Genomic DNA, 26,544 nt, shown 5'->3' with positions numbered 1-26,544 from the left:
GCGACTGAATGCTGGCTATAGGCTATAGCCAGCATATCAGAGGGGGACGTCAGGCAAAGAACGAGAACAGAATCGCCGACAGGGTAATCAGGCCAATCAGCACCACAAACACGTTCGAGGCCTTGCCCGAGTATTTGCGCAGCGCCGGCACCTTGTGGATGGCGTACATCGGCATCAGGAACAGCAGGCAGGCGATGATCGGCCCGCCGAGGTTCTCGATCATGCCGAGGATGCTCGGGTTGAGGGTCGCCACGGCCCAGCAGGTGATGACCATGAACAACGCGGTCATCTGTTCCAGGCGCTTGCTTGAGACCTGTTTGCCACGGCTGCGCAGGCTTTTCACGATCATGCCCTGGAAGCCTTCGCTGGCACCGATGTAGTGGCCGAGGAACGACTTGGTAATTGCCACCAGGGCAATCAGCGGCGCGACAAAGGCGATCACCGGGGTCTGGAAGTGGTTGGCCAGGTACGACAGGATCGAGATGTTTTGCTGTTTGGCAGCGGCCAGGTCCGCCGGGCTCAGGGCCAGCACGCAACTGAAGCAGAAGAACATCACCGTCAGCACCATCATCACATGGGCGCTGGCGAGGATCTTGCCGCTCCTGGCGTCGGCCTGCTCGCCGTAGCGGTGCTTCTGGTCAACGGCAAAGGCGGAGATGATCGGCGAGTGGTTGAACGAGAACACCATCACCGGGATGGCCAGCCACAGGGTCTTGAAGAACAGCTCCAGGGGCATGCCCTCGCTGGCCTGGGCGAAGAAGGCGCCGTTCCAGTTGGGGATCAGGCTCACCGCCAGCAGCAACAGCGCGGCCACGAACGGGTAGACCAGCAGGCTCATGACCTTGACGATAATGCCCTGGCCGCTGCGCACCACGATCATCAGCCCGCAAATCAGCAGCAAGGCCAGCAGCGCCCGCGGCGGCGGGGTCATGTGCAGCTGGTGCTCCATGAAATTGCCCAGGGTGTTGGTCAGGGCGACGCTGTACACCAGCAGGATCGGGAAGATGGCAAAGAAGTACAGCAAGGTGATGAGCTTGCCGGCGCCGACGCCGAAGTGCTCTTCGACCACTTCGGTGATGTCTTCGCTGGCGCCGCGCTTGCCGGAAAGCACGAAGCGGGTCAGGCCGCGGTGGGCGTAGAAGGTCATCGGGAAGGCCAGTACCGCCAGTACCAGCAGCGGCCAGAAGCCCCCTACCCCGGCGTTGATCGGCAGGAACAGGGTGCCGGCGCCGATGGCGGTGCCGTACAGGCCCAGGACCCAGGTGGTGTCGTGACGGCTCCAGGCACGGCTTTGCGCAGGCGCGGCCGAATCCACACGAACGGTCGTGGTGCTATTTACATCAGTCATCGATATTGCCTTGTAGTTGTTTTTGTTGCGTATGAATAACTTTGGAACAGGGGTGCAGCTATCGCGGGTCAAGCCCGCTCCCACATGTAGGAGCGGGCTTGACCCGCGATGGGATCAACACTCGACGAAGGCGACCGCCAGGCCGCCGCGTGACGTCTCCTTGTAGTTGGCATGCATGTCGGCGCCGGTGTCGCGCATGGTGCGGATCACCCGGTCGAGGGAGATGAAGTGCTCGCCATCGCCTCGCAAGGCCATCTGCACGGCGTTGATGGCCTTGACTGCAGCAATCGCGTTGCGCTCGATGCACGGCACCTGGACCAGACCGCCGACCGGGTCGCAGGTCAGCCCGAGGTTGTGCTCAAGGGCGATTTCGGCGGCGTTTTCCACTTGCATGGGCGTTGCCCCCAGCACTTCGGCAAGGCCGGCCGCGGCCATCGCGCAGGCCGAACCGACCTCGCCCTGGCAGCCGACTTCGGCGCCGGAGATCGAGGCGTTCTTTTTGCACAGGATGCCCACCGCAGCGGCGCTGAGGAGGAAGTCGACGACGTCGTTGTCGCAGGCCTCGGGGTTGAATTTCATGTAGTAGTGCAGCACCGCCGGGATGATGCCGGCGGCGCCATTGGTCGGTGCGGTGACCATGCGCCCGCCGGCGGCGTTTTCTTCGTTGACCGCCAGGGCGAACAGGTTGACCCACTCCATGGCGCTCAGGGTCGAACCGATGACGTTGGGCTTGCCCAGCTCCTGCAGGCTGCGGTGCAGCTTGGCGGCGCGGCGCTTGACCTTGAGCCCGCCCGGCAAGATGCCCTCGTTGCGCAGGCCGTTGTCGACGCACTCGCGCATCGCCGCCCAGAGTTTCAGCAGGCCGCTGCGCACCTGGGCTTCCTCGCGCCAGGCCAGCTCGTTGGCCATCATCACCTGGCTGACCCGCAGCTTGTGCTGCTTGCACAGCGCCAGCAACTGGGCGGCGCTGTCGAAGTCATAGGGCAGTTGCACCTGCTCGGCGCTGTTGCCGGCCGTGCCCACTTGCGCGGCCTCGACGATAAAACCGCCACCGACCGAATAGTAGGTTTGCTGCAGCAACGAGCCCGATGCGCTGCTGGCTTCCAGGGTCATGGCGTTGGGGTGATACGGCAGGCTTTCATCGAGCAGCAGCAAGTCGCTGGCGCAGTCGAATGCAATCGCCTGCGTGCCGTCGAGCATCAGTACCTGGCTTTGCTGCAGTTGCGCGATCAGCGGCTCGATGCTTTGCGGGTCGATCTGGTCCGGCCATTCGCCCATCAGCCCGAGCAGGCAGGCGCGGTCGGTGGCGTGGCCGACGCCGGTGGCCGACAACGAGCCGTACAGGCGCACCTCGACCCGGCTAACCTGCTCCAGCAGGCCTTGCTCACGCAGGGCCTGGGCAAAGGTTGCCGCCGCACGCATGGGGCCTACGGTGTGGGAGCTGGAGGGGCCGATGCCAATCTTGAAAAGGTCGAAAACACTGATAGCCATGCTAATGCCTGACCGAGGCAACAATCCATGTCACGCAACGGCACTGTTAAAAAATTGATGGGTGTCGCGAAGTTGCGCGATACTGCCCGGTCACTTGCGTGTTGACCAACGAAACTTTCTAAGCAAGCCTTTAGCAGAGCTAAACGATGAAGCGACAAATGAATGGCCAGATGTACGTCTGGCTGCATGTGTTTGCCTGTGCGGCGCGGCACCTGTCGTTCACCCGCTGCGCCGAAGAACTGCACATCACCCCCGGCGCAGTCAGCCAGCAGATCCGCCAACTGGAAGAGCGCCTGGGCTTTCGCCTGTTCCTGCGCCGCGCCCGCGGCGTCGAGCTGACCGCCGAAGGCCAGCGCCTGGCGCAGACCGTCGGCGAAGCCTATGGCAGCATCGATGCCGAGTTGCGCCGCCTGGACGCTGGCGAAATCCGCGGCACCCTGCGCCTGCGCTCGATCCCGTCGTTTCTGGCCAAGTGGCTGACCCCGCGCCTGCCGCGCCTGCAGCAACGCTACCCGGACATCCAGCTGCGCCTGGTGGCCGAAGACAGCAGCCAGGCCTTGCACGAAGGCGACTTCGACCTGGCCATCGACCTCAACGACGGCAGCTACCCGGGCATGCATTCCACACCGCTGCTCGACGAACAGATCTTCCCGGTCTGCGCCCCTTCCCTGCTGCGCGGCCGCCCGCCGCTGCATGGCCCGGCAGACCTGGCGCATTACCCGCTGCTGCACGACATCACCGCCTGGCGCGGCAGTTCGGAATACGCCGAATGGGAGTTCTACCTCGAGGGCATTGGCGCCAGTGGCCTGGACGTGCGCCGTGGGCACACCTTCAACCGCAACCACCTGACCATCGAGGCGGCGATTGCCGGCATCGGCGTGGCCATTGCTCGGCGAACCCTGCTCAATGACGAGCTGGAGCGCGGCGCGCTGATCGTGCCGTTCGGCCTGCCGATCGCCAACCACAAGCGTTATGTGTTGCTGTACCCGCCCGGTGGCCTGGCGCACCCGGGGGCGCGGGCGGTGCATGACTGGCTGGTGGAAGAAGCCGAAAGCTTTCGCGCGTTGCATGCCCAGGACGCCGGTGCGCTTGCCTTGCGCCGATAGTGCAGCGACGCAAGGCAAGGCCGCTCAGGGCGCTTAGCTTTCGCTGCTGCGGGTCAGTTCGAGGATGAGGCCGTGCTCGGCCGCAGTGCTGACTTCTTTCAACTGCTGCTCAGCGGTGAAGTAGCGCCCTTCCGACAGTGCCAGACGCTGCAGGTGCCCCTGCCCGTCCACGGGTGCATCGGGCAGGATCTGCTGCAGCGCACTGCGCACCTCGGGCGCCAGCGGCCCGTCGAACTCATGCCAGTCGTACAGGCAGCTCAACAGGTAGTCGGCGGCATCGCGCCATTGCTGTTCGAAGGTCGCAAAGCGCTGCCCGTGCAGTTTGCGCAAGTAGCGCTTCCAGCCATGTTGCAGCACCATCCATTGCTGCCTGGCCTCTACCTGGCTGCTCAGGCGCTGGACTTCACGCTCGACATTCTTGATCACACGCGCGTCAACACTGGCCCGGTACGCAAACAGCATGCCGCTGGAGGGCTCGGGAAACTCGAGCTTGTCGGCCAGTTTCTGACGCAACCTCAAGCGAATCTCCACTGGATCGGCCTCCTGCTCCAGGTCCTGGTCAGTGAGGTTGTCCAGCGGGTCGAAGGCAGGAAGCGGCCGGGCAGCGGCGCGAATGCCGGCGCGACGCAAATCACGCGCCAGGCCGATACGCTGGGCCAGGGAATTGACCAGGTCGCGGCGATAGAGCTGCTTGTACAACTCCACCACTGCCGTCGTGCGCTGCAGCGGGTCACGTGCCTGCTGCTCCTTGTGCGAGACCAGTAGCTCGATTTCCAGGGCGCTAAAGCCATCAGCCCCGGCGTCGCCACAGGTTGGTGGATACGCTTGGGCAATGGCTTGCAAATCACTGAACAATTGATCGGAACCTTGCGCTGCACGCAACAGCTTCCAGACCCTGGCTGACATGTTGTTGAAATCGAACCTGGCCTCGCTGGACTCCAACGCCCGGTCGAGCACCAGCAACAGCGGCCGATGGGTGTCATCATCCGGGAACAAGCTGTCCCACAGTTGCTGCTGCTCGGCGCTTGCCTTACGCAACCAGCCGGCGGCCAGGCCGCTGCCACTGCGACTGTATGGCATGCCAAGGCCGCGCAAGTGGCTGACAGCAGCCTCGCTGAGCGGGTTCTGGTTGAGCAGTAGCCAGCGGCTGCGCTGGCCATCGGCACGCAGCGCGGCGCCGAAGGCCGTAGCGCCAAGGTCGGGAAGCTCGGTCAGCTCGTTGCGGCTCAGCTCCACCGTGCGCAAAACGTGCCTGCGCGGCTGCATCAATTCTGATAGCCCTTGCGGCCAGTCTTGGATTTGGCAGCCACGCAGGCTCAGGTGCTGCAGTGCCCTGAGATTACCCAGGCGTGGGGCCCGGCCCAGAGGGTTGTCGGTGAGGTTGAGCGTGCGCAACCGCACCAGGCCGGCAAAAGCAGCCGCCCCGGCCTCGTCCAGCTCGATGGCGTTGCGGCCAAGGTCCAGTTCCTGCAATGGGATGGCCGCCAGGGCCTGCAATTGCCCGGCATCCAGTGTCAGGCCATTGGCCCGCAGGCCCAGGGTGCTCAGGCTGTCGAGCGTGCCCAGGGCATGGATAGCTTCAACCGCCAGGACGGAAATCTGATTAGCCGCAAGGTTGAGCCAGCGCAAAGCCCGCAGGTTTTGCAGTGGTTCGAACATGCGCGCGTTGGCGCTGATCTGGTTGCCTTCCAGATTAAGCACACGCAGTTTGCTTCGGTTGCCAAGGGTCGCGGGAATTTCCGTCAGACGGTTGTGTTCCAGGCTCAACTCCCTGAGTTCGGTAAACGATGAAAGAAAAGACTCCGGCACGGCGCTCAGCTCCATTCGATTGAGGAACAAGCGGGTGACATGACGAAAGCGCACATTGATCGATGGCAATCCGTCAGGCCTCCAGGAAGACAGATCCAGTTCATGTTTATGATCGCCACCCACACGGCGCCAGGCAGCTTTCAACCGGTCACGAAGCATTTCCCGGTCCACGCGCTCGCCACCGCTGGGTCGCTGCGCCACCCAGTTGTCGAGGGTTTGCCCGAGCTGGCGATACTCATCTTCCAGGCCCTGGATCGCAGCACCGAGGTCTTCATTGGCGATTCGCAGCTGATTCTTGATCTCGGTAATTTCATTGGCGCGCAACTCGGGGTACAAGGCGCTCAAACGGCGATATTCGCTGGAACGCAAGGTCCCCACCGCGCCGCCCAGCGGGTAGCCACGGCGCCCGTCGGCCACGCGCAACGGCGATTGCAACCAGGGCCGCGAGGGTTGCTGGCCGATCAGGGTCGAACAGCGGGCGCGATTGCCCAGGGCTTGCTGGGTCAAATGCTGGCGCAGTTGCGCGGGCTCGTAGATCTCTACCCCAAGCGACTGGCGCAGGGTGTCGGGCAGTGCGCGTAACAGCGCAGCAAAAAAGTCATCGCTCAGCCCCAGTTCATTACCGCGGGCATCAAAAACGCGATAGCCACCCTCGTACTTGAGTATCGAGCGCAGCTCTGCCTCGCTGTCACCGACGCTGGCCAGCACCGCGCTAGCCAGCGTCTGTTGGTGTAGCTCAAGGCGAATACCGCTGTTCCAGCCGGGCAAATCGGCGAGCAATTGCAGTGCCAGGCGCTCGCTGTCCAGGGCCATTCTTGCAGGGAACACCAACCCTTCAAGGGCACGATTGAGGCGCAACTGGCGCTGATAGGCCTGGGCTTCTTCGGCCAAGCGCCTAGGTACGCGAGCTTGCTCGCCAGTCAGTTGCCCACGCTCCTGGGCAGTGGCGTGCCGCACAATTTCCTCGGCAAGCGAATCAGGCAGCGAGGCGAAGTCACGCTGCAAGGTCCTGGCGCCCAGGCCGGGGGGGCTTTCGATACTGGCGTACAGACTGTCGAACACCGCGCTGCGCTTGCGCTCTGCCAGATCGGCCAATTGCTCGCGCAAGGCCGGCAAGCGTGCCTGCTCGGGCAAATGCTCACCCAGCAGCTCGCTGCGTTGCGCCTCACTCAAGGCCTGCAACAGCACCTGGGCGAGCTTGCCGCTGCGCACATCGGCGGCCAGCACCTTGAAGGCGTGACCCTGGGGCCAGCGCTCCAGTCCATAGGTCTGCGATTCACCCCACAGCTCCGGCCCCCTGAACACCTGCAATACCCGGTTGGCCGGCCATTTGGGCAACTCGACCAGCAACGCCAACGGATAGGTCATGCCCGCCTCCAGCGCCGCGCCACTGCGGATATCGGCGACCATCCGGGTAATGCGCCGGTCCAGTTGCAGGCGCTGCAAGGTATCGGCCAGCAGCGGTGCAAGCGGCCCCTGCTCGACATGCATGTGGCGCAGCACGTCGTCGTCGACCCCGCTGATGTCGGCAGCCTGTGCCAGGCTGGCATCGTCCAGGCCCTCGGCCAGAACGCCGATGCGCCGCAGCAACTGGCCACGCTCCCAATGCAGCGGCTGTTCACCCTGGAACTGCCAGGCGCCGTTACCGTAGTGTTTGAGCGGCGGCTCGAAGGCGTCGTTGTTGTCCGGGTGCCTGATTCGCCATTGTTGAAGACCGGCATCATAGCGTTGCTGGTACAGCTTGCCATCCAGGCGGATGTACAACTGATCGTTCAGCGCGTACTGCCCCAGGGCATTGGGCGCCAGGCCCTCGGGTAGTTGCACCGGGCTTGCATAACCGCTCAGGTCGGGCTTCCACAGACGCACTTGGCCATTGGCCAATTCGACACGCTCCAGACCATCGACAAACAGCGACGGTTCGGCGGCGCTGCCGGCTACCCCCAGCCCTGCGATCAAACCCAGGTTGACCACCAGCGACTCGACCTGCGCCAGGGCTTCGGCGGTTTCCCCGGCTTCCCAGGCCTCGACGCCATGGAACACATTGCCCATCAGTTGCGCGCCGGTCACCGCCAGCATCAGCGGATTGAGCGCCGGGACTAAAAACGCCGCCGCGTTGAGCACATTCAGGCCGATATCCAGCCAATGCTGCAAACGCGCCAGGCGCGCGGCGCGGTCTTCATCGGCGGTCGGCACCGCCAGTACCCGGGCATTGGCCTTGAGCCTGCGCACCTGCAGGCGCTGCAAGCGGCTCCACAGCTCGCCGTCGAGCGCATGTTCCTCGACCTTCAGGCGCGGGTTGAGGATCGGCTGGCGGATTTTTTCCTCGCCCTCAAAGCGTTCGACGTACAGCGCCTGATTCAAGGCGCGTACAAATGCCGGGCGCTCGGCCTGGGGCACACATTTGAGTATTGCCTGGCGGTAATCGTCAGTTTGCAGGCTGGTAGCCAGGTCGTGGGCAAAGGCGCTGGTCGAGGAATACTCCTTGATCGGGTACAGCGGCGCGCCGGCGATCCAGGCCACACAGCGTTCAGTGACATTGCTCGCCGCCGGATCCGGGCCGATCAACAGCGCTCCGTCCAGCACGCTGCCCAACACGCTGATCTGCCGACAGACCACGGCTTTGCCATCGAGCCGGGGCGCAGCGCCATTGGCCAGCAGCAACAACGCCGCCTGTACTGCGTCGGTGATCTCACCGTAGCTTCGCGCCCGCTGCACTTGCGCGACGAAGTCGGCCCGGGTCGCTGCCGTCATGCTGGCGGCCCTGACGGGGCCCTGCAGCACCTCGGCCAGGTGCTGCTGATACTGCCGACCCAGGTCGAGTTCGCGACACAGGGCGACGAAACGCTCACAGCTCAGGCTCACGGTTTGACCTTGCGCGTCAGCCAGGTAGCTGAAAGGGCCCAGGTCTTCGTTGGCGCTGAAATTCTGCAGCGCCGCCTCAAGCAGGCTGCTGCTGTGGGTCGCGCCCTTGGGCAAGGTACGCCCGCCAAGGGTTTCAAAACCGACCTGGTGCAGTTGCGCCTTGAGCACATCCACTTCCAGCCCATGGGCCTCACGTAATGAACGGGCCAACAGTGGTGCACAGAACTGGCTGATGCCCTTGAGCGCGGCAAGCTGCACTGCCAGCGCCTGGCGTGCAGCCCTCGAAGCCTTGAGCGCAGCCTGTAGCTGCGGCTCTATCGCCGACGGCAGTTGCTGGCTCTGCAGCAGGGTTTGAAAGTCTTTGGCCGCCAGATGGCTGACCCAGGCAGGAATCGCCGCGCCGATCAAGTTGCGGTGGAAAATCAACGCAGGGTTTGGCTTTGCAGGTGTCATTGGAAAAGTTCCTGACAGTGGGGGGCTGTCAGGAGAGCAGCACCGCCGTTGACGGCGGAGCTAGATAAATAGTGCCTTCACCCGCTCAATCCGCCTGGCCCACCGGCATCTGCGCATTCGGCAAGGCCGCCCCCGGGGTCACCACTTCGCTCAGGTCAATATGCTTGAACACCGGCTTGGCCCCCAGCCGCGCATTGAAGCGGGTATTGAAGCTGAACGGGTCGGCGCTCGGCACTACCAGCGAGCGCCCGTACACTGCGGCGATACCGGCCGGGTCGTAGCCGAGCAGCTGCAGCAAGGTGGGGAAGATGTTGTAGTGGCTGGAACGGTCCTTGTTGGTTGCCAGTTGCGCCTGCCAGTCGAGGGTCTGCAGGCCCTGGCCCTGGATCACCACCAATGGCACCAGGCCCTCCTCCTCCACCGGGTTGCTGTCGCAGTGGGTGTTGAGCCCCGGGTTGCCGCGCTCGTGCAGGTCCTGGCCGTGGTCGGAGGTGTAGATGAGCACCGCCTGGCTGAGGTCGGCCTTGGCGAACAGGCGGTTGAAGAACTCGCCGACGTTCCACAGCAGGCTGTTCATGTACGAATTGCGGTACAGCACCCAGTCTTCGGGCTGGCCATTGAATCCGTCGCGCCGGCCGGTGTCGGTAATGTCGGTGTACTGCCCGCGCGGCAAGGCCGGGCGGTAGGTCATGAAGTCGTCGGGGTATTTGTCGTGCACCGGGAAATGCACGCCGACCTTGTTGATCACGATCAGTTGCGCTTTGCCGTCGGCCAGCAGCTCGGTGAGCTTGGCCACAGCGGCCATGTCGCGATCACGCACCGGGGTGCTGTCGAACTGGATGAACTGGTCGATGTCGCGTTTTTCCGCCGCGTTCATCAGGTTCTGCAGGTTGCCGCCGGTGCGCTGGGCGTCGATGTACACGGTGCCCAAGCCGGCAGCCTTGGCGTACTGCCAGATCGACGGCAGGGTCGAGTTGATGCGCAGGTAGTCGTCGCGGGTGCCGCCATAACGCAGGGTGACGTTGGTGTCGGAGCTGCAGTTGGCGATCGAGGCGGCGTAGCCATAATTGAAAATGCTCACCCCGGGCCGGGCCTGGTTGAGCTGGCTGCGCACGCCATGGGCGGTGTTCAGGTCCAGGTAATTGCCCGAGACGCTTTCGTCGATGATCAGCACGATGTCGCGGGCCAGGGCCGGGCCGCTGCGTGCCAGGGTCACCGGCTCACGGGGGCCGACGCTGTCGTGCAGCGACTCGTAGAGCATCAGGTTGGCATAGGCCAGCGGCGTGTACATGATCGGCAGGCCGCGCGCGCCTTCACCGGCGCGCACGAACAGAATCGCCGTGAGCAAGGCAATGCCCAGCAGCGGCGCCGCCCACGGCAGCGCCCCGGGCCCGGGCACAGGGTGGCGTGGCTTGAGCCCCAGGCCCAGCAGCAACAGCAGCGAACTGCCCAGTACCCGGAGGATCACGCTGTGGTACTGCTCGATGGCCTCGCCGATAAAACCACCGGAATACACCATCGAGATAAAACCGCTGTAGGTCAGGTAGTCGGCGGTAATGCGCGTGTAGGCATCGAAGAACACCGCGCTGGCGCTGAACACCAGGGCAAAGCCCCAGCGCAGCCAGGCCTGGCGGATGTTGGCGCACAGCAGCAAGGCCAGCACCAGCAGCACCAGGACGCCGAGGTACAACAGCAACGCCGGGCTCAGGCCGATGGCCTGCAAGCGCTCCAGGTAATAGGGGTAATTGCTCAGCAGGTACAGCGCCAGCAGCAGTTCCTTGACGTATTTGAACATCTTCCCCTCGCCCAATTTTGACCTTGCAAGCACCCGGACATTGACACGTTAGCAGTCGCCACCCAAAGCGCAAACCGGAACAACGTCAGTTTTTTGACCCAACTTGGCGGTGCCAATTCTGACAGTTCAAAAACGCGAAAGCGTTGCATTCGTGAAACATCCACATCCATAAACGCCTTGTTTATCGCGGGCTTCGACCGTTCATCGTTTTGCGATGCGGCAATTGGCCAGTGCTCACCAATGCTAACCCCCGGATTTAGAACGGCTTGATAGCAAAAAGCCCAAATCACAGCGAGTGTAAATCCGACGAAACATGCCATTTGATTGACACAACTTCCCACGGGTGGGCTATACCGAAATCACACCACTGTTTCATCCTCATTACTCCATACGAGGCACGCCGACATGGACGTGAGCGTATTTGGCACCGGCTATGTCGGTCTTGTGCAAGCTGCGGCCCTCGCAGACGTAGGACACCGGGTTTTGTGCGTCGATGTCGATGCGCACAAGATCAGTCAACTGCGTCAGGGCGTACCGCCGATCAGCGAGCCGGGGCTTTCGGCCATGCTCGAAGAAAACATCAAGGAAGGCCGCCTGCTGTTCAGCACCCAGGCCAGTGATGCGGTCAGTCACGCCGAACTGATCTTCATCGCCGTCGGTACGCCGCCGGATGAAGACGGCTCGGCCGACCTCTCCCATGTCCTGGGGGTGACCCGGCAGATCGCCGGGCTGATGGAAGCCGATCGCACCCTGATCATCAAGTCCACCGTCCCGGTCGGCACCGCTGACAAGGTCGCCGCCCTGGCCGGCGAAGAACTGCAGCGCCTGGGCAAGGGCGCGCTCAAGGTGCGGGTGGTGTCCAACCCCGAATTCCTTAAAGAAGGCAGCGCCCTGGCCGACTGCATGCGTCCGGACCGGATCATCGTTGGCACCGCCGATGACCAGGCCCACGACCAGCTCGCCGAGCTCTACGCGCCCTTCTGCCGCAACCATGAAAAGCTCATGTTCATGGACAACCGCAGCGCCGAGCTGACCAAGTACGCGGCCAACGCCATGCTCGCCACGCGCATCAGTTTCATGAACGAGCTGGCCAACCTCACCGAGCACCTGGGCGCCGACATCGAAGCGGTGCGCAAGGGCATCGGCTCCGACCCGCGCATCGGCTACCACTTCATCTACCCCGGCTGCGGCTTTGGCGGCTCGTGCTTTCCCAAGGACCTGCGCGCCCTGCTGCACACCGCCGAACGCAGCGGCATGCCGCTGCGCCTGCTGCAAAGCGTCAGTGAAGTCAACGACAGCCAGCGTCAGATCCTCTTCGCCAAGCTCAAGCAGCGCTTTCCTGGCAGCCTGGCCGGCAAGTCGATTGCGGTCTGGGGCCTGGCCTTCAAGCCCAACACCGACGACATGCGCGAAGCCCCCAGCCGCTACCTGATGGAAGCGCTGTGGGCCGAAGGCGCTACCGTGTGCGCCTTTGACCCCGAGGCGATGTCCGAATGCCGGCGCATCTACGGCTACCGCAAAGACCTGCAGCTGTGCGCCACCCGCGACGACACCCTGGAAGACGCCGACGCCCTGGTGATCTGCACCGAGTGGAAAAACTTTCGCGTGGTCGACTTCGCCCTGCTGGCGAAAAAGCTGCGCAGCCGCCTGATCATTGACGGGCGCAACCTGTACAACCCCGAGCAGGTCGCCACTTTCGGCCTGAGCTACAGTGGCATCGGCCTGCGCCAGGTGCAGCCGGAGGTACCGGCGCCATGAAGATCCTGGTCACCGGCGCCGCCGGTTTCATTGGTGCCCATTGCAGCCTGCGGCTGTTGCGCGACGGCCACCAGGTGATCGGCCTGGACAACTTCAACGACTACTACGACCCGGCGCTCAAGCATGCGCGGGTGCGCTGGGTCGAAGCTGAGGCCAAAGCCTTTACCCTCTACCGCCTCGACCTCAACGATGCCGCCGGCATAGCCGAGCTGTTTGCCAGCGAGCAACCCGAGGTAGTGATTCACCTGGCGGCGCAAGCCGGGGTGCGCTACTCGCTGGAAAACCCGCGGGCCTACATCGACAGCAACCTCAGCGGCTTTCTGAACATTCTCGAAGGCTGCCGCCGCCATCCGGTGCAGCACCTGCTGTATGCCTCGTCGAGCTCAGTGTACGGCGCCAACCAGCACACCCCGTACCGGGTCGAGGATGCCGTCGACCACCCGCTGTCGCTGTACGCGGCGACCAAAAAAGCCAACGAGGCCATGGCCCACAGCTACAGCCACCTGTTCGACATCCCCACCAGCGGCCTGCGCTTTTTTACCGTGTACGGCCCCTGGGGCCGCCCGGACATGTCGCCGATCCAGTTCGCCCGGGCGATTGCCGAAGGCCGGCCGATCCAGCTGTTCAACTACGGCCAGCACCAGCGCGACTTCACCTACATCGATGACATCGTCGAAAGCCTGGTACGCCTGATCCCGCTGGCGCCAACCGCCAACCCGGCCTGGGACCGCGAGCATCCGGACCCGGCCAGCAGCCACGCGCCGTGGCGCCTGTTCAACATCGGCGGCCAGCGCCCGGTGGAACTCACCGACTACGTGGCCTTGCTGGAAAAACACTTGCAACGCAGCGCCAGCATCGAGCTGCTGCCCTTGCAACCGGGTGATGTGCTGGCCACCTGTGCCGATGCCAGCGCCCTGGAACAGGTCACCGGCTTCACCCCCCAGGTTTCGCTGGATGAAGGGCTCGGGCGTTTTATTGCCTGGTTTCATCAGTACTACCCGCAACTTGACCGGGACGCGGTGCGGGTCAACGGGCACTTGCCCGCGCAGCAACGGAGAACGGTATGACAGGACAACCTAAAAGTGCGCAACTGCAGGCACTGTATCAAGACAAGCGCATGGACCCCGCGCACCGCCAGCGCATCGACGCGGCGATTCACATGCAAGGCCGTGGCTGGCTGACCGGCCGTGCCGGCGGGCGCCCCTGGACCCTGTCGCGCACCAACCGGGTGGTCGCCTGCTTTGGTGCCTTGTGCATTCTGGCGATCATTTCGCCACTGCTGCTGGGCCTGGCCGTGCTGGTCAAGTTCAGCAGCCCCGGCCCGGTGTTCTTCGTGCAAAAACGCACCGGTTATCGCGGCCGCGCCTTCGGCATGTACAAGTTCCGCACCATGGTCGCCAACGCCGAGGCCTTGAAGGACTCGGTGCGCCACCTCAACAAGCACGGCGCCGATGCCATCGATTTCAAGATCGACAAAGACCCGCGCGTCACCCCGATCGGCCAGTGGCTGCGGCGCAGCAGCCTGGACGAGTTGCCCAACCTGTTCAACGTGGTGCTCGGTGACATGCGCCTGGTCGGCCCGCGCCCCACCTCGTTCAACGCCTATCGCTACAAAGACAACCACCTCGCCCGCCTGAGCATCTACCCCGGCATGACCGGCCTGTGGCAGATCTCCGGACGCAGCGACATAGACTTCGACCAGCGAGTCGAACTGGACCTGAGCTACATCAACGAACAGAGCTTGATGCTGGATCTGAAGATCCTCTTCAAGACTCCCTTCAAAGTCTTCAGCGGCCACGGAGCAAGTTGAATGGACGGTTCTACTTCAAGAAGTCTGACGATCGCCACCCCGAGCGAAACCAACCTGACCTCCACGGTGCTCGATGAAGACCAGCGCATCCTGCTGCTGACCGCTGCCAACACCGGCAGCGGCACCAGCACCAGCGCCCTGGCCTTTGCCAGCCAGTTGGCGTTGATGAGCGGCGGCCCGGTCTTGCTGGTCGACAGCAGCCCCAGCGGCAACAACCTCAGCCAGCAGTTGAGCCTGCACAAGCTGCGCGGCTTCAACGACCTGATGTTCGACCAGGACACCCCGCCGTTGATGCAGGACTGCATCGTGCGCCTGTCCGACCAGCCGTTCGACGTGCTGCCGGCCGGCACCTACAAGCGCGGCAAGGAGCGCCTGAACCCCGACCTGCTGCGGGTGCTGCTCAAGCACATGGGCGAGCACTACCGCTTCGTGGTGATCGACGGCGAGGCGGTGTACGCCAGCGCCGACAGCCTGATCATCGGCACCCTGGTCGATGGCGTGATTCTCGTCGTGTGCGCCGAGGAAACCCGCTGGGAAGTGGCCCAGGCCGCCGCCCAGCGCCTGACCCAGGCCGGCGCCAGGCTGATCGGCAGCGTCTTCAACCGGCGCAAGTACTACATGCCCAAGTGGCTGTACAACAACCTTTAGGCCAGCAGACCAGGAGCCTCACATGAAATACACGACGTTCGCGCTGTGCCTGCTGACCCTGGCCGGCTGCGCCAATCAGGACACCCGGCAGATGCCGGTACAGATCATGACCGCCAATGCCGCCAACGCCCAGGACGCCGAACTGCCGCGCAGCGAACAGGTGCTGCGCCCGCAGGACGTGCTCGATGTGATCTTCCACATCAGCACCAGCGGCTCGGCGTCGTACCGTATCCAGTCCGGCGACACCGTCGGCCTGGCCTTCCCGGCAGCCAGCTCGCTCAACGGCAACCAGCTGGTGCTGCCCGACGGCACCATCGAACTGCCGCGGGCCAACACCTCGGTCAACGTTGCCGGGCAAACCCCGGACCAAGCCCGGCGCACCATCCAGCAGGCCTACCGCAACAAGCGTCTGTTCCAGCCCGGGCGCGACAACGTCACCGTGCAGGTGATCAGCCCGCTGACCAACGAGCAGAACCTCAAAAGCGCGCTCAACCACCCGGCCACCGGCATGAGCCGCGAAATCACCGTCGGCAGCGACGGCCAGGCGAGCTTCCCGGAAATCGGTTCGGTGCCGCTGCAGGGCATGACTGTCACCCAGCTGCAAACCTACCTGAACAAGCGCTACGCCGACCTGCCGGGGCGCATGACCGTGGACGTGATGCTCAAGTCCACCGCCGTCAACGAGATCTACGTACTGGGTGAAGTCGGCCAGCCCGGCGCCTACCCGATCCGCCGCCCGGTGTCGGTGCTTGAAGCCCTGACCCTGGCGCGTGGCCCGAACGTCAAGGCGCGGCTCGACTCGGTGGTGATCATGCGCCGCAACGGCAACCAGGTGCAGGCCGTGCCCTACAACGTCGACAAGGCCCTGGATGCCAGCGCCGCGCAAGTCGCCTACCTGCAGCCGGACGACATGCTCTACGTGCCCAAGACCAAGCTCGCCAGCGCCGGCGACCTGGCCCGGCAACTGGCTGACGTGGTGCTGTTCCAGGGGGTCGGCTTCAGCTTCGGTTATCGCGTTGACAACAAAGACAGCGACAACAACTAATTCCAGGCGGGTATCCGAGCATGAATACAAAAGAAAACTACCTGCATGAATTCTTCAGGATCTTCTTTGCCAACCGCCAGTTGGTCAAACGGGTGTTCCTGGTCTTCGCAGTGATCGCCTTGCTGTTGCCGCTGGTGCTCAAGCAGAGCTTCGACATTACCGCCGAAGTGATCGTGCAGTCGAAAAAACTGTCCCAGAGCGACACCAACACCACCCTCGCCCAGGAGACCGACAAGTTCATCCCGCCGTCGCTGGCCGACATGGAGACCGAGAGCAATATCCTGCGTTCGCCGACCCTGATCCGCGAAACCATCAGCCAGCTGCGCGCCGAGGGCAAGTACGAGATCCCGCCCAGCTTCATGCAGCGGGTGGTGTTCGGGCCGATCCGCAGCGGCATCATCAACCCGTTGCGCGAGTACGTGGTCAACCCGGTGCGCTCGCTGTTCGGCCTTGAGGTCGACCCGGTGCGCGACACCCAGCTCGACACCCTCACCGACGACGCCATCAAGGACCTCAAGGTCGAAACCCTGCCCGGCTCCAACGTGGTCTCGGTGACGTATAGCTTTCCCGACCCGAAACTGGGCACGCTGTTCGTCAGCCGCCTGCTCGACAACTACCTGCGCAACCGCCAGAACCTGCAGTCCAACGAGCTGCCCGAGCAGTTCTACGAGCAGAAGAAACTGCAGTACCAGGTGCGCATGGATGACCTCGAAGGCAAGCGCCTGGGCATGCTCGAAAGCATCGGCTCCTCGGACCCCAAAGAAGAGATCACCTTCCGCCTCAACGCCATCAACACCGAAGAACAGGCACTGAACCAGTACCGCGACCGCCTGCTGCAAAGCCAGCAGTGGCTGGACTACCTGAAAACCAGCCTGGCCGCGGCCAGCAACGCCAACATGCGCGATTTCGCCTTCCCCTACACCTTCACCACCACGGTCGACAACGTGGCCTTTGAAGACCGCGAAATCAAGCAGCTCGGTGAACAGCTGACCACCCTGGTGCTGACCTACGTCAGCGACCTGGCGGTGTTCCAGCCCGGCAGCGAGCAGATGCTGCTGCAACGAGAACAGATCGCCAAGACCCGCCAGCAGTTCTTGAAGATCGTCGCCAACCGCATCAAGGAGCGCGAGAAGGACCTGGCCGTGGTCCAGGACGTGATCGCCCAGAAGACCGCGCGCATCGCCGACTTCAAAGGCCGCGTGCACCAGTTGCAAGAAACCCAGAGCAAGGCGCGCCAGCTCGACACCGAGATCGACGCCCTGCACAAGGCCTACTTCACCTACACCCAGCGCTACGAAGAATCGCGCGGCGCCGACCTGCTCAACGGCCTGTCCAACGCGCGCATCCTCAGCGCCCCGTACGAGCCTGCGGAGCCGGCGTTTCCCAAGCCGCTGCTGATCGTGCCGTTCGGCATGCTCACCGGCCTGCTGCTGGCGATTGCCCTGGTGTACGTCAAAGAGTTCTTTGACCGGCGCTTCAAGCACCCGGCGCAAATCAGCCATCAACTGGACCTGCCGGTACTGCTGGTGATCAACGACCAGACCCCGGAAACCCCCAACCCTTACAAGGGCTGGTCGCTGCCGCGGCTGGTGCACTGGGTGCGCAATTGAACGCAGCCCTGAACCCGCCACGGCCGATCCTGCACCTGCTCAGCAGTGGCGGCTTCTACGGCGCCGAGCGGATGCTGCTGGACCACTGCCAGGCCACCCCGGGGCAGCACCAGGTGCTGTTTCTCGGGGCCCCGGAGCAACTGGTGGCGCGTTTTCGCGCCGCCGGCGTGGCCTGCCAGACCTGCGACGGAGTCGGCGAACTGCTGGCTGAACTGCGCCGGCGCCACGACCAGCAGCCGCTGATCAACAGCCACAACTTCAAGGGCCTGCTGTTCGGCTGGCTGGGCGCGCAGTTGTGGCGCCTGCCGATGGTCGCCACCCAGCACGGCTTTACCCCCAGCAGCCGCAAGCAGCGCCTGTACACCTGGATCAGCCTGCAGCTGTGCCGCACCGCCACCATCGAGCGGGTGGTCTGCGTGGCCGAGAGCATCAAGCGCATCCATCGCCAGGCCGGGGTCGCCGAGCACAAGCTGCAGGTGATCCCCAACGGCTTGCCCGAGGCCGACGCCCTGCCCGCACGCCACCCTGGCGCTGGCCGCTGGCTGGCCGGCTATGTTGGCCGCTTGAGCTGCGAGAAAGGCCCGGACCTGTTTCTCGATACGCTGATCCCGCTGTGCCAGCGCCACCCGCAGCTCGACGCAGTGATGCTCGGCGACGGCCCCGAGCGCGACGCCCTGCAAGCACGCATCGACGCCGCCGGTTTAAGCCAGCGCATCCGCCTGCCCGGCTTTCAGGCCGACATGCGCCAGTGGATGGCGCGCCTGGATGCCCTGGTGATCAGCTCGCGCACCGAAGGCACGCCAATGATCCTGCTCGAAGCCATGCAGGATGGCGTGCCGGTGGTGGCCTTTGCGGTCGGCGGTATCCCCGATGTGATCGAGCACGGGCGCAGCGGCCTGCTGGCCCGGCCCCTGGCGGTGCAAGAGCTGGCCGCCCAGCTTGAGGCGCTGATGCTCGACCCGGCCCAGGCCGGCGAGCTGATCGCCCAGGCGCGGCGCACCCAACGCGAACGTTATCACCTGCCGACGCTGGCGCAACGCTGGGCCCGGGTTTACCTGGGCGCGGCCACGGAGACCTGCGCATGATCATTCCCCTGTCCCTGATCGGCCTGCTGGCCATCGCCTGCGTGGCATTGCTGGCCAGCCCCTACCCGTTTCTCGCCCCCGGCGCGGTAATCGGCCTGGCCGGCCTGCTGGCGCTGTACAAACGCCCGGTCTGGGGACTGCTGGCAATTATCACCCTGGTGCCGCTGGAAGGCCTGTTCAAGGACAGCGAGCTGACCGCCTCGAAAATGATCGGCGCGGCCCTGGCCCTGGTGCTGGTGCTGCAACTGGCGGTCAAGCAACTGCCCGCCGAGCGTCTGCGCAGCAGCATGTGGCGGCTGTTGCTGGGGTTTATGGCGCTGTACCTGCTGAGTTTCTGGGCCAGCGACAGCAGCGAGATGTCCCTGGGGCACTTTCGCGAGCTGGCCGTGGGCCTGCTGTTGTTCGGCATCACCCTGCTGGTTGGCCGCGACCTCGACCTGCCGATGATGTACCGGCTGGTGACCCTCAGCGTCAGCCTGACCTGCATCATGGCCATGGCCTCGGCCAAGTACCAGGACGAGGGCCGCGCCGCCGGCCTGCTGGAAGACCCCAACGTGTTCGCCATGCTCATCGCCATCGCCGTGCCCATGGCCTTGTGGCTGGTGTTCAACAGCCCGCGGCGGCTGCACAAGCTGTTCTGGATCGCCTGCTGCATCCTGCTGCTGGCGGGCATGACCAAGACCAACTCGCGCTCGGGCCTGGTGGTGCTGTTGATCAGCCTGGGCATCGTGCTGGTGCACTACCGCACCCAGGTCGCCCACCTGCGCCCGCGGCACCTGGGCTTTGCCATGCTTGGCCTGGCCATTCTGCTGCCGACCATGGTGGCGCTGATGCCGGCCAGCTACGTGGCGCGCATCCAGTCGCTGGCGCTGCTCAAGTCCGGGGTCAATGCCTTCCAGGACGATTCCCTGGGCCGGCGCTCGTCGTACATCGTGGTCGGCAGCAAGATGATCCGCGAACACCCGGTGCTCGGCACCGGCCCCGGCACCTTCCCCCTGCACTACGCCACCACCGGCTACGCCAAGGCGTTTTCAGCCAACCGCAAGGTCGGCGACCTGTACCGCCGCGCGCACAACACCTACCTGGAGATCTTCAGCGAGGTCGGCATACCCGCCGGCATCCTCTTTGTCAGCATGGTCTTGCTGGCCCTGTACAACGTCTGGTACGCCCGGCGCCTGTGGCTGCGCCAGGGTGAGCAGGGCCAGGCCGACCTGCTCACCCACCTGTGCATGAGCATGCTCGCCATCAGCCTGTTCCTGATGTTCCTCAGCGCGCCCAACCACAAGTACCTGTGGATCATGCTGGCGCTGTCCAGCGTGCTGCGGCTCAAGGCCGAACAGGCGCAACCGGCGCAGGTGAAGGCATGAAGGTCAGTGTCGTGGTGCCCATGTTCAACGAAGCCCGGCACATCGCCCGGACCCTGCAATCGGCGTTGAACGCCGCCGCCGATGCCGGCCTTGACTGCGAGCTGGTGGTGGTCGACAACGGCTCCAGCGACGACGGCCCGCAGATCGCCCGCAGCCTCGGCGCCCAGGTGCTGAGCCTGCCCGGGCTGACCATCGGCGCCTTGCGCAACCGTGGCGTACAGGCCAGCAGCGGTGAGTGGCTGGCGTTTCTCGATGCCGACATCGAAGTGCCCGAGCACTGGCTGAGCCTGCTGCTCAAGCTGCATGGCGAAGGCCTTGGCGACGTCTTCGCCCTGGACTGCGACACCCCGCGCCAGGCGCCCTGGTTCGCCCGCGCCTGGCAACGCCGGACCCTGCGTGCAGGCTTGCCGGCACTGCACCCGATGCAGTGGCTGCCGACCCCCAACCTGCTGATGCAGCGCCACTGGTTCGATCAGGTGGGCGGCTTCAACGAAACCCTGCGCACCGGCGAAGACAAGGACTTTACCTGGCACCTGAACAAGGCCGGCGCGCGGCTTTTGGCCCTGCGCGAGCCGGTGGTGCTGCACTGGGGTTTTGAGGGCAGCTGGCGCGAGTGGCTGGGCAAGGAGCTGTGGCGCCAGGGCAGCAACCTGCAACTGCTGCGCAGCAACGGCCCGAGCCTGCGCCTGCTGCGCTTTCCGCTGCTGTCGCTGGGCGCCTGGCTGCTGGACTTCATGGCTTTGTCGGCGCTGCTCGACGGTTACCCGCACCTGGCGCTGTTGTTGCTGCTGGTCACCAGCTTGCCCGCGCTGGCCCTGAGCCTGCGCCAGAGCCTGAAACACCGCGACCTGTTGTTCGCCCTGCAGCTTTGGGGCCTGCACTGGATTCGCCTGCACCTGGCCGGCGCGGCCTTCGTGCTCAGCCTGTTCAACTGGAACGCAAGGAGGCCCGCCCGTGGCTGAGTTCATCTTTTGGTTGTGCCTGTTGCTACCGTTCTATGCCTGGCTGGGCTACCCGCTGCTGCTGACCCTGGTGGGGCCGCTGTTCCCCCGTCACCGCCCCGCGCCGCTGGCGCCGCAGCGGGTCAGCGTGGTGGTGGCCGCGCACAACGAAGCGCGCAATATCGACAACAAGCTGCGCAACCTGCTGGCCCAGGATTACCAGGCCCAGAGCCTGCAGATCGTCGTCGCCAGCGATGGCTCCACGGATAGCACCGTGGCCCTGGCGCGCAGCTTTGACGACCCGCGCATCCAGGTCCTCGACCTGCCGCGCATGGGCAAGAACAGCGTGCTCAACGTCGCCGTCACCCAGTGTACGGGCGACATCGTGGTGTTCACCGACGCCGATGTGCACTGGATTGACGGCACCCTCGCCGCCTTGCTGGCACCCTTTGCCGACCCTGAAGTGGGCGGCACGGTGGGCAAGATGATCATCCCCGAGGCCGGCAAGGGCCTGAGCCTGGGCGAAAGCCTGTACCGCCACTACGAAGCCTGGCTGCGCCGGGTGGAGAGCCGCACCGGCTGCACGGTGTCGGCCGATGGCGCCCTGCAGGCACTGCGCCGCGAGCTGTACCAGCCGATTCCGGCGCGGGTCAACGACGACTTCTACATCAACACCTGCGCACCGGTGGCCGGCAAACGGGTGGTCTACGTTGACGAAGCCCAGGTGCTCGACCAGGGCGTGGATGAGGCCGACCGCCAGTTCAGCCGCCGCCAGCGCGTCACCGTCGGCGGCCTGATCAGCCTGGCCGCTCGCCGCGAACTGCTCAACCCGCTGCGCCACGGCCTGTACGCCATTGCCCTGATCAGCCACAAGCTGATCCGCCGCCTGGCGCCGGTGCTGCTGTTGCCCCTGCTGCTGGCCAACCTGTGGTTGCTCGACGGCCACGGCTTTTACCAACTGACCCTGGCCGCGCAACTGCTCGGCTATGCCATCGCCATCGCCGGCCTGCTGGACGTGCGCCAGCGCCTGCCCAAACCGTTTCGCCTGGCCGCCTTCGTGCTGGTGACCCTGGCCGGCATGAGCGTCGGCCTGTGGCAGTTTTTACGCGGGCACAGCTACAACCAATGGAACCCCGACCAGACTCGATGAGCACCTGACATGCCGATAAAAACCAGTATAAAGCGTGCCAGCGGTTGGCTGTACCTCAACTCCCCCAAGGGCCGCAGCCAGTTGCGCGGCGCCGGGGTGATCCTCATGCTGCACCGGGTGCTGGCCGACGACGACAGTGCCGCCCTGCCGCACCGCAATGAACTGTGCGTCGGCCCCCAGGCCTTCGAACGCCTGCTGCGCTGGTTGCAACGCCACTTTGACTGCGTACACTTGATGGACCTGCTCAAGGCTCACGAACACCCGCGCAGCGGCAACCGGCCGAAAGTGGCCCTGACCTTCGACGACGGCTGGCGCGACAACGCCCTCAATGCCTTCCCGCTGCTGCAGCAATACCAGGTGCCGGCGAGCATCTTTTTGTCCACCGACTACATCGGCAGCCGCCAGCGCTTCTGGTGGGAAAGCCTCGGCGAAACCCTGTGGGGCACCCACGGCGAAATCTCCCGCCGGGCGCTGATCGAGCAACTGCGCAAGATCGGCCGGCCGCTGCCGGCGGCCTACTTCATGAGCGACCGTCCGCACGCGCGCAGCCAGGCCCTGGGCAAATACCTGCAAAGCCTGAAAAGCCTCAGCCCGATGGCCCTGCATCACCTCACCGACGCCTGCCCGGCCGAATCCCTGCCCCAGGCCCTGGACTGGAACCAGGTGCGCCACCTGGAAAACTCCGGGCTGATCAGCTTCGGCCCCCACGGCGCCAGCCACGCGCTACTGCCGGGCCTGGACGACCAGCGCCTGGAAGAAGAACTGAGCCGCAGCCACTACGCCCTGCAACAAGGCTGTAAACAGCCGCTGCCGGTGTACTGCTACCCCAACGGCGACCACGACGCGCGGGTGCGCGAGCGCCTGGCCGCGCACCGCTACCCCTTTGCCCTGAGCACCCGCGCCGGGATCTGCCAGGGCCACGACGACCCCTTGGCCCTGCCGCGTATCAGTGTCAGCCAGCGCAGCGCCAGCCGCCCTTCGCTGTTGGCCTGGCGCATCAGCCGCGGAGGCCGCCCATGAGCCGCAGCCACTACGTGCGCCACCTGCTGCTGAGCATGGGCACGCGCCTGGCGATGATCGCCCTGCGGCTGATGCGCAACGTGCTGCTGGCGCGCATCCTGGGCCCCAGCGAGCGCGGCCTGTTCGCCCTGCTCAGCACCCTGCCCGACCTGATCAGCGCCGCCACCAGCGGCGGGCTCAACACCGCCGTCGGTTACCAGGCGGCCAAGCAGCGCAGCATGGGCCTGCTGCTCAGCCAGGTGCTGATCTACGGCTGCCTGGTGGCCGGCGCCTTGACCCTGGTCTGCGTGGCCCTGGCCCGGGAGTTCGGCACAGAACTGGAAGTGACCACCCAGCTGGGCCTGCTGGCCTGGCTGTTGCTGCTGGCGGTGCCGCTGACGGTGCTTAAAAGCGGCCTGCTGACCCTGCACAACGCCACCGGCGGCGTCGGCGCCTTCAACGCCCTGCGCCTGACCGAGTCGCTGGTGCCGCTGCTGCTGTTTGTCGGCCTGTTCTGGATGTGGCAGCACGCGGCCCTGGAAGCGGCGCTGATCAGCTGGCTGCTGGGCCTGAGCCTGGTGGTCATGCTCGGTTTGTACTGGCTCGGCCGGCAGCACTCGATCCGCCTGTGCTGGGACCGCAGCGGCCAGCGCGAGCTGCTCTCCTATAGCGCCAAGAGCCACCCGGACTTATTGTTCCAGCAGGTGATTCTGCGCTCCGACTACCTGTTCATCAGCGCCATGCTCGGCAGCGCCGCGCTGGGCCATTACGCCATGGCCAGCGCCGCCGCCGAACTGCTGCTGATCGTCCCTGAGGCGGTGACCACACCGCTGATGAAACGCCTGCTGCAGCAGGACGCCGGCATGGACAAGCTTACCCCGCTGGCCCTGCGCCTGACCGCCACGGTGATGCTCGGCGCCTGCCTGAGCATGGCGCTGATTGGCGAGTGGCTGATCGTCACCCTGTTCGGCGCCGAATACCAGCCGGCCTATCCGGCGCTGCTGGCCTTGCTGCCGGGGCTGTTCGGCCTGTGCTATGCGAGCATCCTGCGCCTCGACCTGCTGGGCAAGAACCGCCCCGGCACGGTATCGCTGATGATGGGCCTGGGCGCAGCGCTGAACCTGCTGCTCAACGTGCTGTTGATCCCCACCTATGGCATCGTCGGCGCTGCGGCGGCCTCATCCATCGCCTACCTGGCGGTGACCCTGGCGATGCTGCTGTTGTACTGCAAACTCAGCGCCGTGCCGTTCTGGCAAACCCTGCTGGTACTGCCCAGCGACCTCGCGCCGCTTCGGCAGATGCTGCAACGGCGGCCGGCATGAAAGCCCTGGCCCTGGTGGTGAGCGGCGTGCTGGTGAGCGCCACGCTACAGGCTGCGCCCCTGCAATGGGGCGACTTGCGCGATGGCAGCCTGTACCTGCAAGCGAGCAAGGCCGACACCGTCACGGTCAGCTGGCAACCGGCCTGGCAGGCCGAGGCCAACCCCGAGCGCATCTTTTTGCTCGACGGCCAGGGCCACTTGCAGGCCGAGCGCGCGATCGAGGCCAATGAAAGCCGAGGCCGGGTGCAATGGCCTCTGGCGGCGAGCGGCAGCGACTACCAGGTGGAAATCCCCGGCTACAGCTTTCGCCGTTACCGCATCGAGCATGCCGACAGCACCCGGGCGCTGTTCGCCCCGGCCAAGGTGCACTTCAGCGCCGAAGTCGGGCCCAATGTCGAGCTGTACTTCAAAGTGCCCGCGGGCGAGAAAGCCACCCTGGCCGGCAAATATCATGGCGGCGTACGCAGCCTGCAGGTGCAGCGCCTGGGCGACAGCCAGCAACTGAGCCTGGCGCTCAAGCCCTACCCCGCCTATTGGCAGTTCGATCGCCTGGCGCTGCCGCAGTCGAGTAAAGAGCAGACCTTCCGCCTGCAACTGCAAGGCCGTGGCAAGGTGGCGTTCTGGCTCGACGGCAGCGCCAACCTGTTCGCCCAGCAGCCCGGGCAATTACGCCCGCTACACAACAGCGACGGCAAGGTCGCGCTCAGCCTTGGCCACACCGTACTGGGCCGCACCCCGGACCTGGGCGTCAACCTGCCCTATGTACTGCCGCCGCCATCAAGCTACGCCGTGCTCGATGCCCTGCAACCGCAAGCAGCCGGCTACTACAGCTTCGCCGACCTGCTGGCACGCAAGCCTGGCTATGAAACTGCCTTTCGCAGCTTTTATCAGCAACGCTACAACATCAAACAGGACATCACCCTGCTGGCCGGCACCGGCCGCGAATCGGTACTGGCCGCCGACCGCATCCGCAACGACGGCCTCGACGACTGGCTGAACACCACCCGCAAGCTAGGCGGCAACAGCCTGCACTACCTGGCCTTCGCCGACGAACCGAACCTCAACTACAGCGACTACCCCACCTTCAGCCGCTACTTCCAGGCCATGGCCGAGCGCGTGCAACGCAGCCCCGGCGCCCGCGAAGCCGGGGTGCGCATCGCCATGCCGGCAAGCTCGCGACTGGTCAACGGCCCGCTGCACAGCGACAGCGAAAAGCGCATCGGCCTTGACTGGGCACAGCGCCTGCTCAAGGAGCACGGTGCGCAGATCGACGCCCTGGCCTGGCACGAATGGATGGTCCGCGACCTGCTGGCCACCCGCAGCTACCGCGACTCGGTGCGCCAGGCCGCCGGGCTGGTCGGCCTCGATGCCCAGGGGCGGCCGAACAAGGCCCTGCTGCTGGACCAGACCAACCTCTCCAGCGGCTCGAGCCTGAGCCCCTACGACCAGGAAACCCACTTCACCGCCCTGTGGTGGGCCTCGGTGGTGATCAACGCCTCCCAGGACGGCCTGCTCGACATGCTCAACTGGTTCCACGTCGCCGACGAGCCCGAATGGCCCAAGGGCATGGTCCGGGTGCTGGGCGAAAACCGTTTTGAACTCAAGCCCGTGGGCCTGGCCCAGCAGTTCATCCAGCAGCACTGGCTCGACCAGGTGCTGGCCCTGGACAACGACGCCTTCGAAGTCGACGCCCTGGCCATGGCCCGTGGCAAGCAGCGCAGCCTGTTGGGGGTGAACAAGGGCGAGCGCCTGCAACAGGTGACCCTTGCCACCGAACAACGCTGCGCTGCAGGCGCCCTGAGCTTTTTCGGCCCCGACAACAGCACACGCCGCGCGCAGTTTGTCTGCGAGCAAGGCCGTATCCATTTTCAATTGCCAGGGCAAACCTTGTTCGCCCTGACCTGGAGCGCGTCATGAGCGCGCACCTCACCTGCCAGAAACAGGAG

Annotated in this window: 18 protein-coding genes; 14 read left to right on the top strand and 4 right to left on the bottom strand. The window is 64.9% G+C overall.

Going from position 1 to position 26,544, the window contains the following annotated elements; genetic code table 11:
• Positions 1–49: 49 nt before the first annotated feature.
• Together LOY34_RS12305 and LOY34_RS12300 are read right to left on the bottom strand one after the other, a co-directional pair.
• Complete coding sequence (locus tag LOY34_RS12305; protein ID WP_176794261.1) at positions 50–1,348, bottom strand: serine/threonine transporter; 1,299 nt, start codon at positions 1,346–1,348, stop codon at positions 50–52.
• Between the two features lie 114 nt (positions 1,349–1,462).
• Positions 1,463–2,839, bottom strand: coding sequence for an L-serine ammonia-lyase (locus LOY34_RS12300; RefSeq protein ID WP_195883932.1), 1,377 nt, complete (start codon positions 2,837–2,839; stop codon positions 1,463–1,465).
• 146 nt (positions 2,840–2,985) lie between these two features.
• Here LOY34_RS12300 and LOY34_RS12295 point away from each other — a divergent pair, with 146 nt between their 5' ends.
• On the top strand, positions 2,986–3,945 hold the full coding sequence (locus tag LOY34_RS12295) for a LysR substrate-binding domain-containing protein (protein WP_045198779.1): 960 nt from the start codon (positions 2,986–2,988) through the stop codon (positions 3,943–3,945).
• 33 nt (positions 3,946–3,978) lie between these two features.
• Here LOY34_RS12295 and LOY34_RS12290 read toward each other — a convergent pair whose 3' ends face one another.
• On the bottom strand, positions 3,979–9,069 hold the full coding sequence (locus LOY34_RS12290; protein WP_195883931.1) for a dermonecrotic toxin domain-containing protein: 5,091 nt from the start codon (positions 9,067–9,069) through the stop codon (positions 3,979–3,981).
• An 85-nt stretch (positions 9,070–9,154) separates the two neighbouring features.
• On the bottom strand, positions 9,155–10,864 hold the full coding sequence (locus tag LOY34_RS12285; protein WP_195883930.1) for a sulfatase-like hydrolase/transferase: 1,710 nt from the start codon (positions 10,862–10,864) through the stop codon (positions 9,155–9,157).
• Between the two features lie 405 nt (positions 10,865–11,269).
• Here LOY34_RS12285 and LOY34_RS12280 point away from each other — a divergent pair, with 405 nt between their 5' ends.
• From LOY34_RS12280 to LOY34_RS12220, 13 genes are read left to right on the top strand one after another with little or no spacing between them, the layout of a single operon-like run.
• On the top strand, positions 11,270–12,622 hold the full coding sequence (locus LOY34_RS12280; RefSeq protein ID WP_093383285.1) for a UDP-glucose/GDP-mannose dehydrogenase family protein: 1,353 nt from the start codon (positions 11,270–11,272) through the stop codon (positions 12,620–12,622).
• The gene (locus tag LOY34_RS12275; RefSeq protein ID WP_258664929.1) at positions 12,619–13,689 is read left to right on the top strand and encodes an NAD-dependent epimerase; all 1,071 of its coding nucleotides are present in this window, start codon (positions 12,619–12,621) and stop codon (positions 13,687–13,689) included. The genes LOY34_RS12280 and LOY34_RS12275 overlap by 4 nt, the downstream gene beginning before the upstream one ends.
• Positions 13,686–14,432, top strand: coding sequence for a sugar transferase (locus tag LOY34_RS12270; protein WP_045198774.1), 747 nt, complete (start codon positions 13,686–13,688; stop codon positions 14,430–14,432). Before LOY34_RS12275 ends, LOY34_RS12270 begins: the two co-directional genes overlap by 4 nt.
• Positions 14,433–15,080: a CpsD/CapB family tyrosine-protein kinase gene (locus LOY34_RS12265; RefSeq protein ID WP_045198772.1), complete on the top strand. Its 648-nt coding sequence runs from the start codon at positions 14,433–14,435 to the stop codon at positions 15,078–15,080.
• Positions 15,081–15,102: 22 nt separating this feature from the next.
• A complete protein-coding gene (locus LOY34_RS12260) occupies positions 15,103–16,125 on the top strand; it encodes a polysaccharide biosynthesis/export family protein (RefSeq protein WP_045198770.1) in 1,023 nt (340 codons plus the stop codon).
• A 20-nt stretch (positions 16,126–16,145) separates the two neighbouring features.
• Positions 16,146–17,735 (top strand): LPS biosynthesis protein, encoded by a 1,590-nt coding sequence (locus LOY34_RS12255; protein WP_045198768.1) that lies wholly within the window; start codon positions 16,146–16,148, stop codon positions 17,733–17,735.
• A complete protein-coding gene (locus LOY34_RS12250; RefSeq protein ID WP_045198766.1) occupies positions 17,732–18,820 on the top strand; it encodes a glycosyltransferase family 4 protein in 1,089 nt (362 codons plus the stop codon). The genes LOY34_RS12255 and LOY34_RS12250 overlap by 4 nt, the downstream gene beginning before the upstream one ends.
• Complete coding sequence (locus LOY34_RS12245) at positions 18,817–20,187, top strand: O-antigen ligase (RefSeq protein WP_258664926.1); 1,371 nt, start codon at positions 18,817–18,819, stop codon at positions 20,185–20,187. Before LOY34_RS12250 ends, LOY34_RS12245 begins: the two co-directional genes overlap by 4 nt.
• Positions 20,184–21,149 carry a glycosyltransferase family 2 protein gene (locus LOY34_RS12240; protein WP_195883928.1) on the top strand — a complete coding sequence of 322 codons (966 nt, stop codon included), beginning with the start codon at positions 20,184–20,186 and terminating at the stop codon, positions 21,147–21,149. Before LOY34_RS12245 ends, LOY34_RS12240 begins: the two co-directional genes overlap by 4 nt.
• On the top strand, positions 21,142–22,278 hold the full coding sequence (locus tag LOY34_RS12235; RefSeq protein ID WP_093383297.1) for a glycosyltransferase family 2 protein: 1,137 nt from the start codon (positions 21,142–21,144) through the stop codon (positions 22,276–22,278). Before LOY34_RS12240 ends, LOY34_RS12235 begins: the two co-directional genes overlap by 8 nt.
• Positions 22,279–22,287: 9 nt before the next feature.
• Positions 22,288–23,298 carry a polysaccharide deacetylase family protein gene (locus LOY34_RS12230; RefSeq protein ID WP_195883927.1) on the top strand — a complete coding sequence of 337 codons (1,011 nt, stop codon included), beginning with the start codon at positions 22,288–22,290 and terminating at the stop codon, positions 23,296–23,298.
• Complete coding sequence (locus tag LOY34_RS12225) at positions 23,295–24,599, top strand: oligosaccharide flippase family protein (protein ID WP_195883926.1); 1,305 nt, start codon at positions 23,295–23,297, stop codon at positions 24,597–24,599. Before LOY34_RS12230 ends, LOY34_RS12225 begins: the two co-directional genes overlap by 4 nt.
• Positions 24,596–26,515: a hypothetical protein gene (locus LOY34_RS12220; RefSeq protein WP_195883925.1), complete on the top strand. Its 1,920-nt coding sequence runs from the start codon at positions 24,596–24,598 to the stop codon at positions 26,513–26,515. Before LOY34_RS12225 ends, LOY34_RS12220 begins: the two co-directional genes overlap by 4 nt.
• Positions 26,516–26,544: the final 29 nt, after the last annotated feature.

This window comes from Pseudomonas sp. B21-009 (assembly GCF_024749345.1).
Classification (GTDB): Bacteria; Pseudomonadota; Gammaproteobacteria; order Pseudomonadales; family Pseudomonadaceae; genus Aquipseudomonas.
The sequence above is the reverse complement of the archived record's forward strand: the minus strand, read 5'-3'. Positions and strand labels throughout refer to the sequence as shown.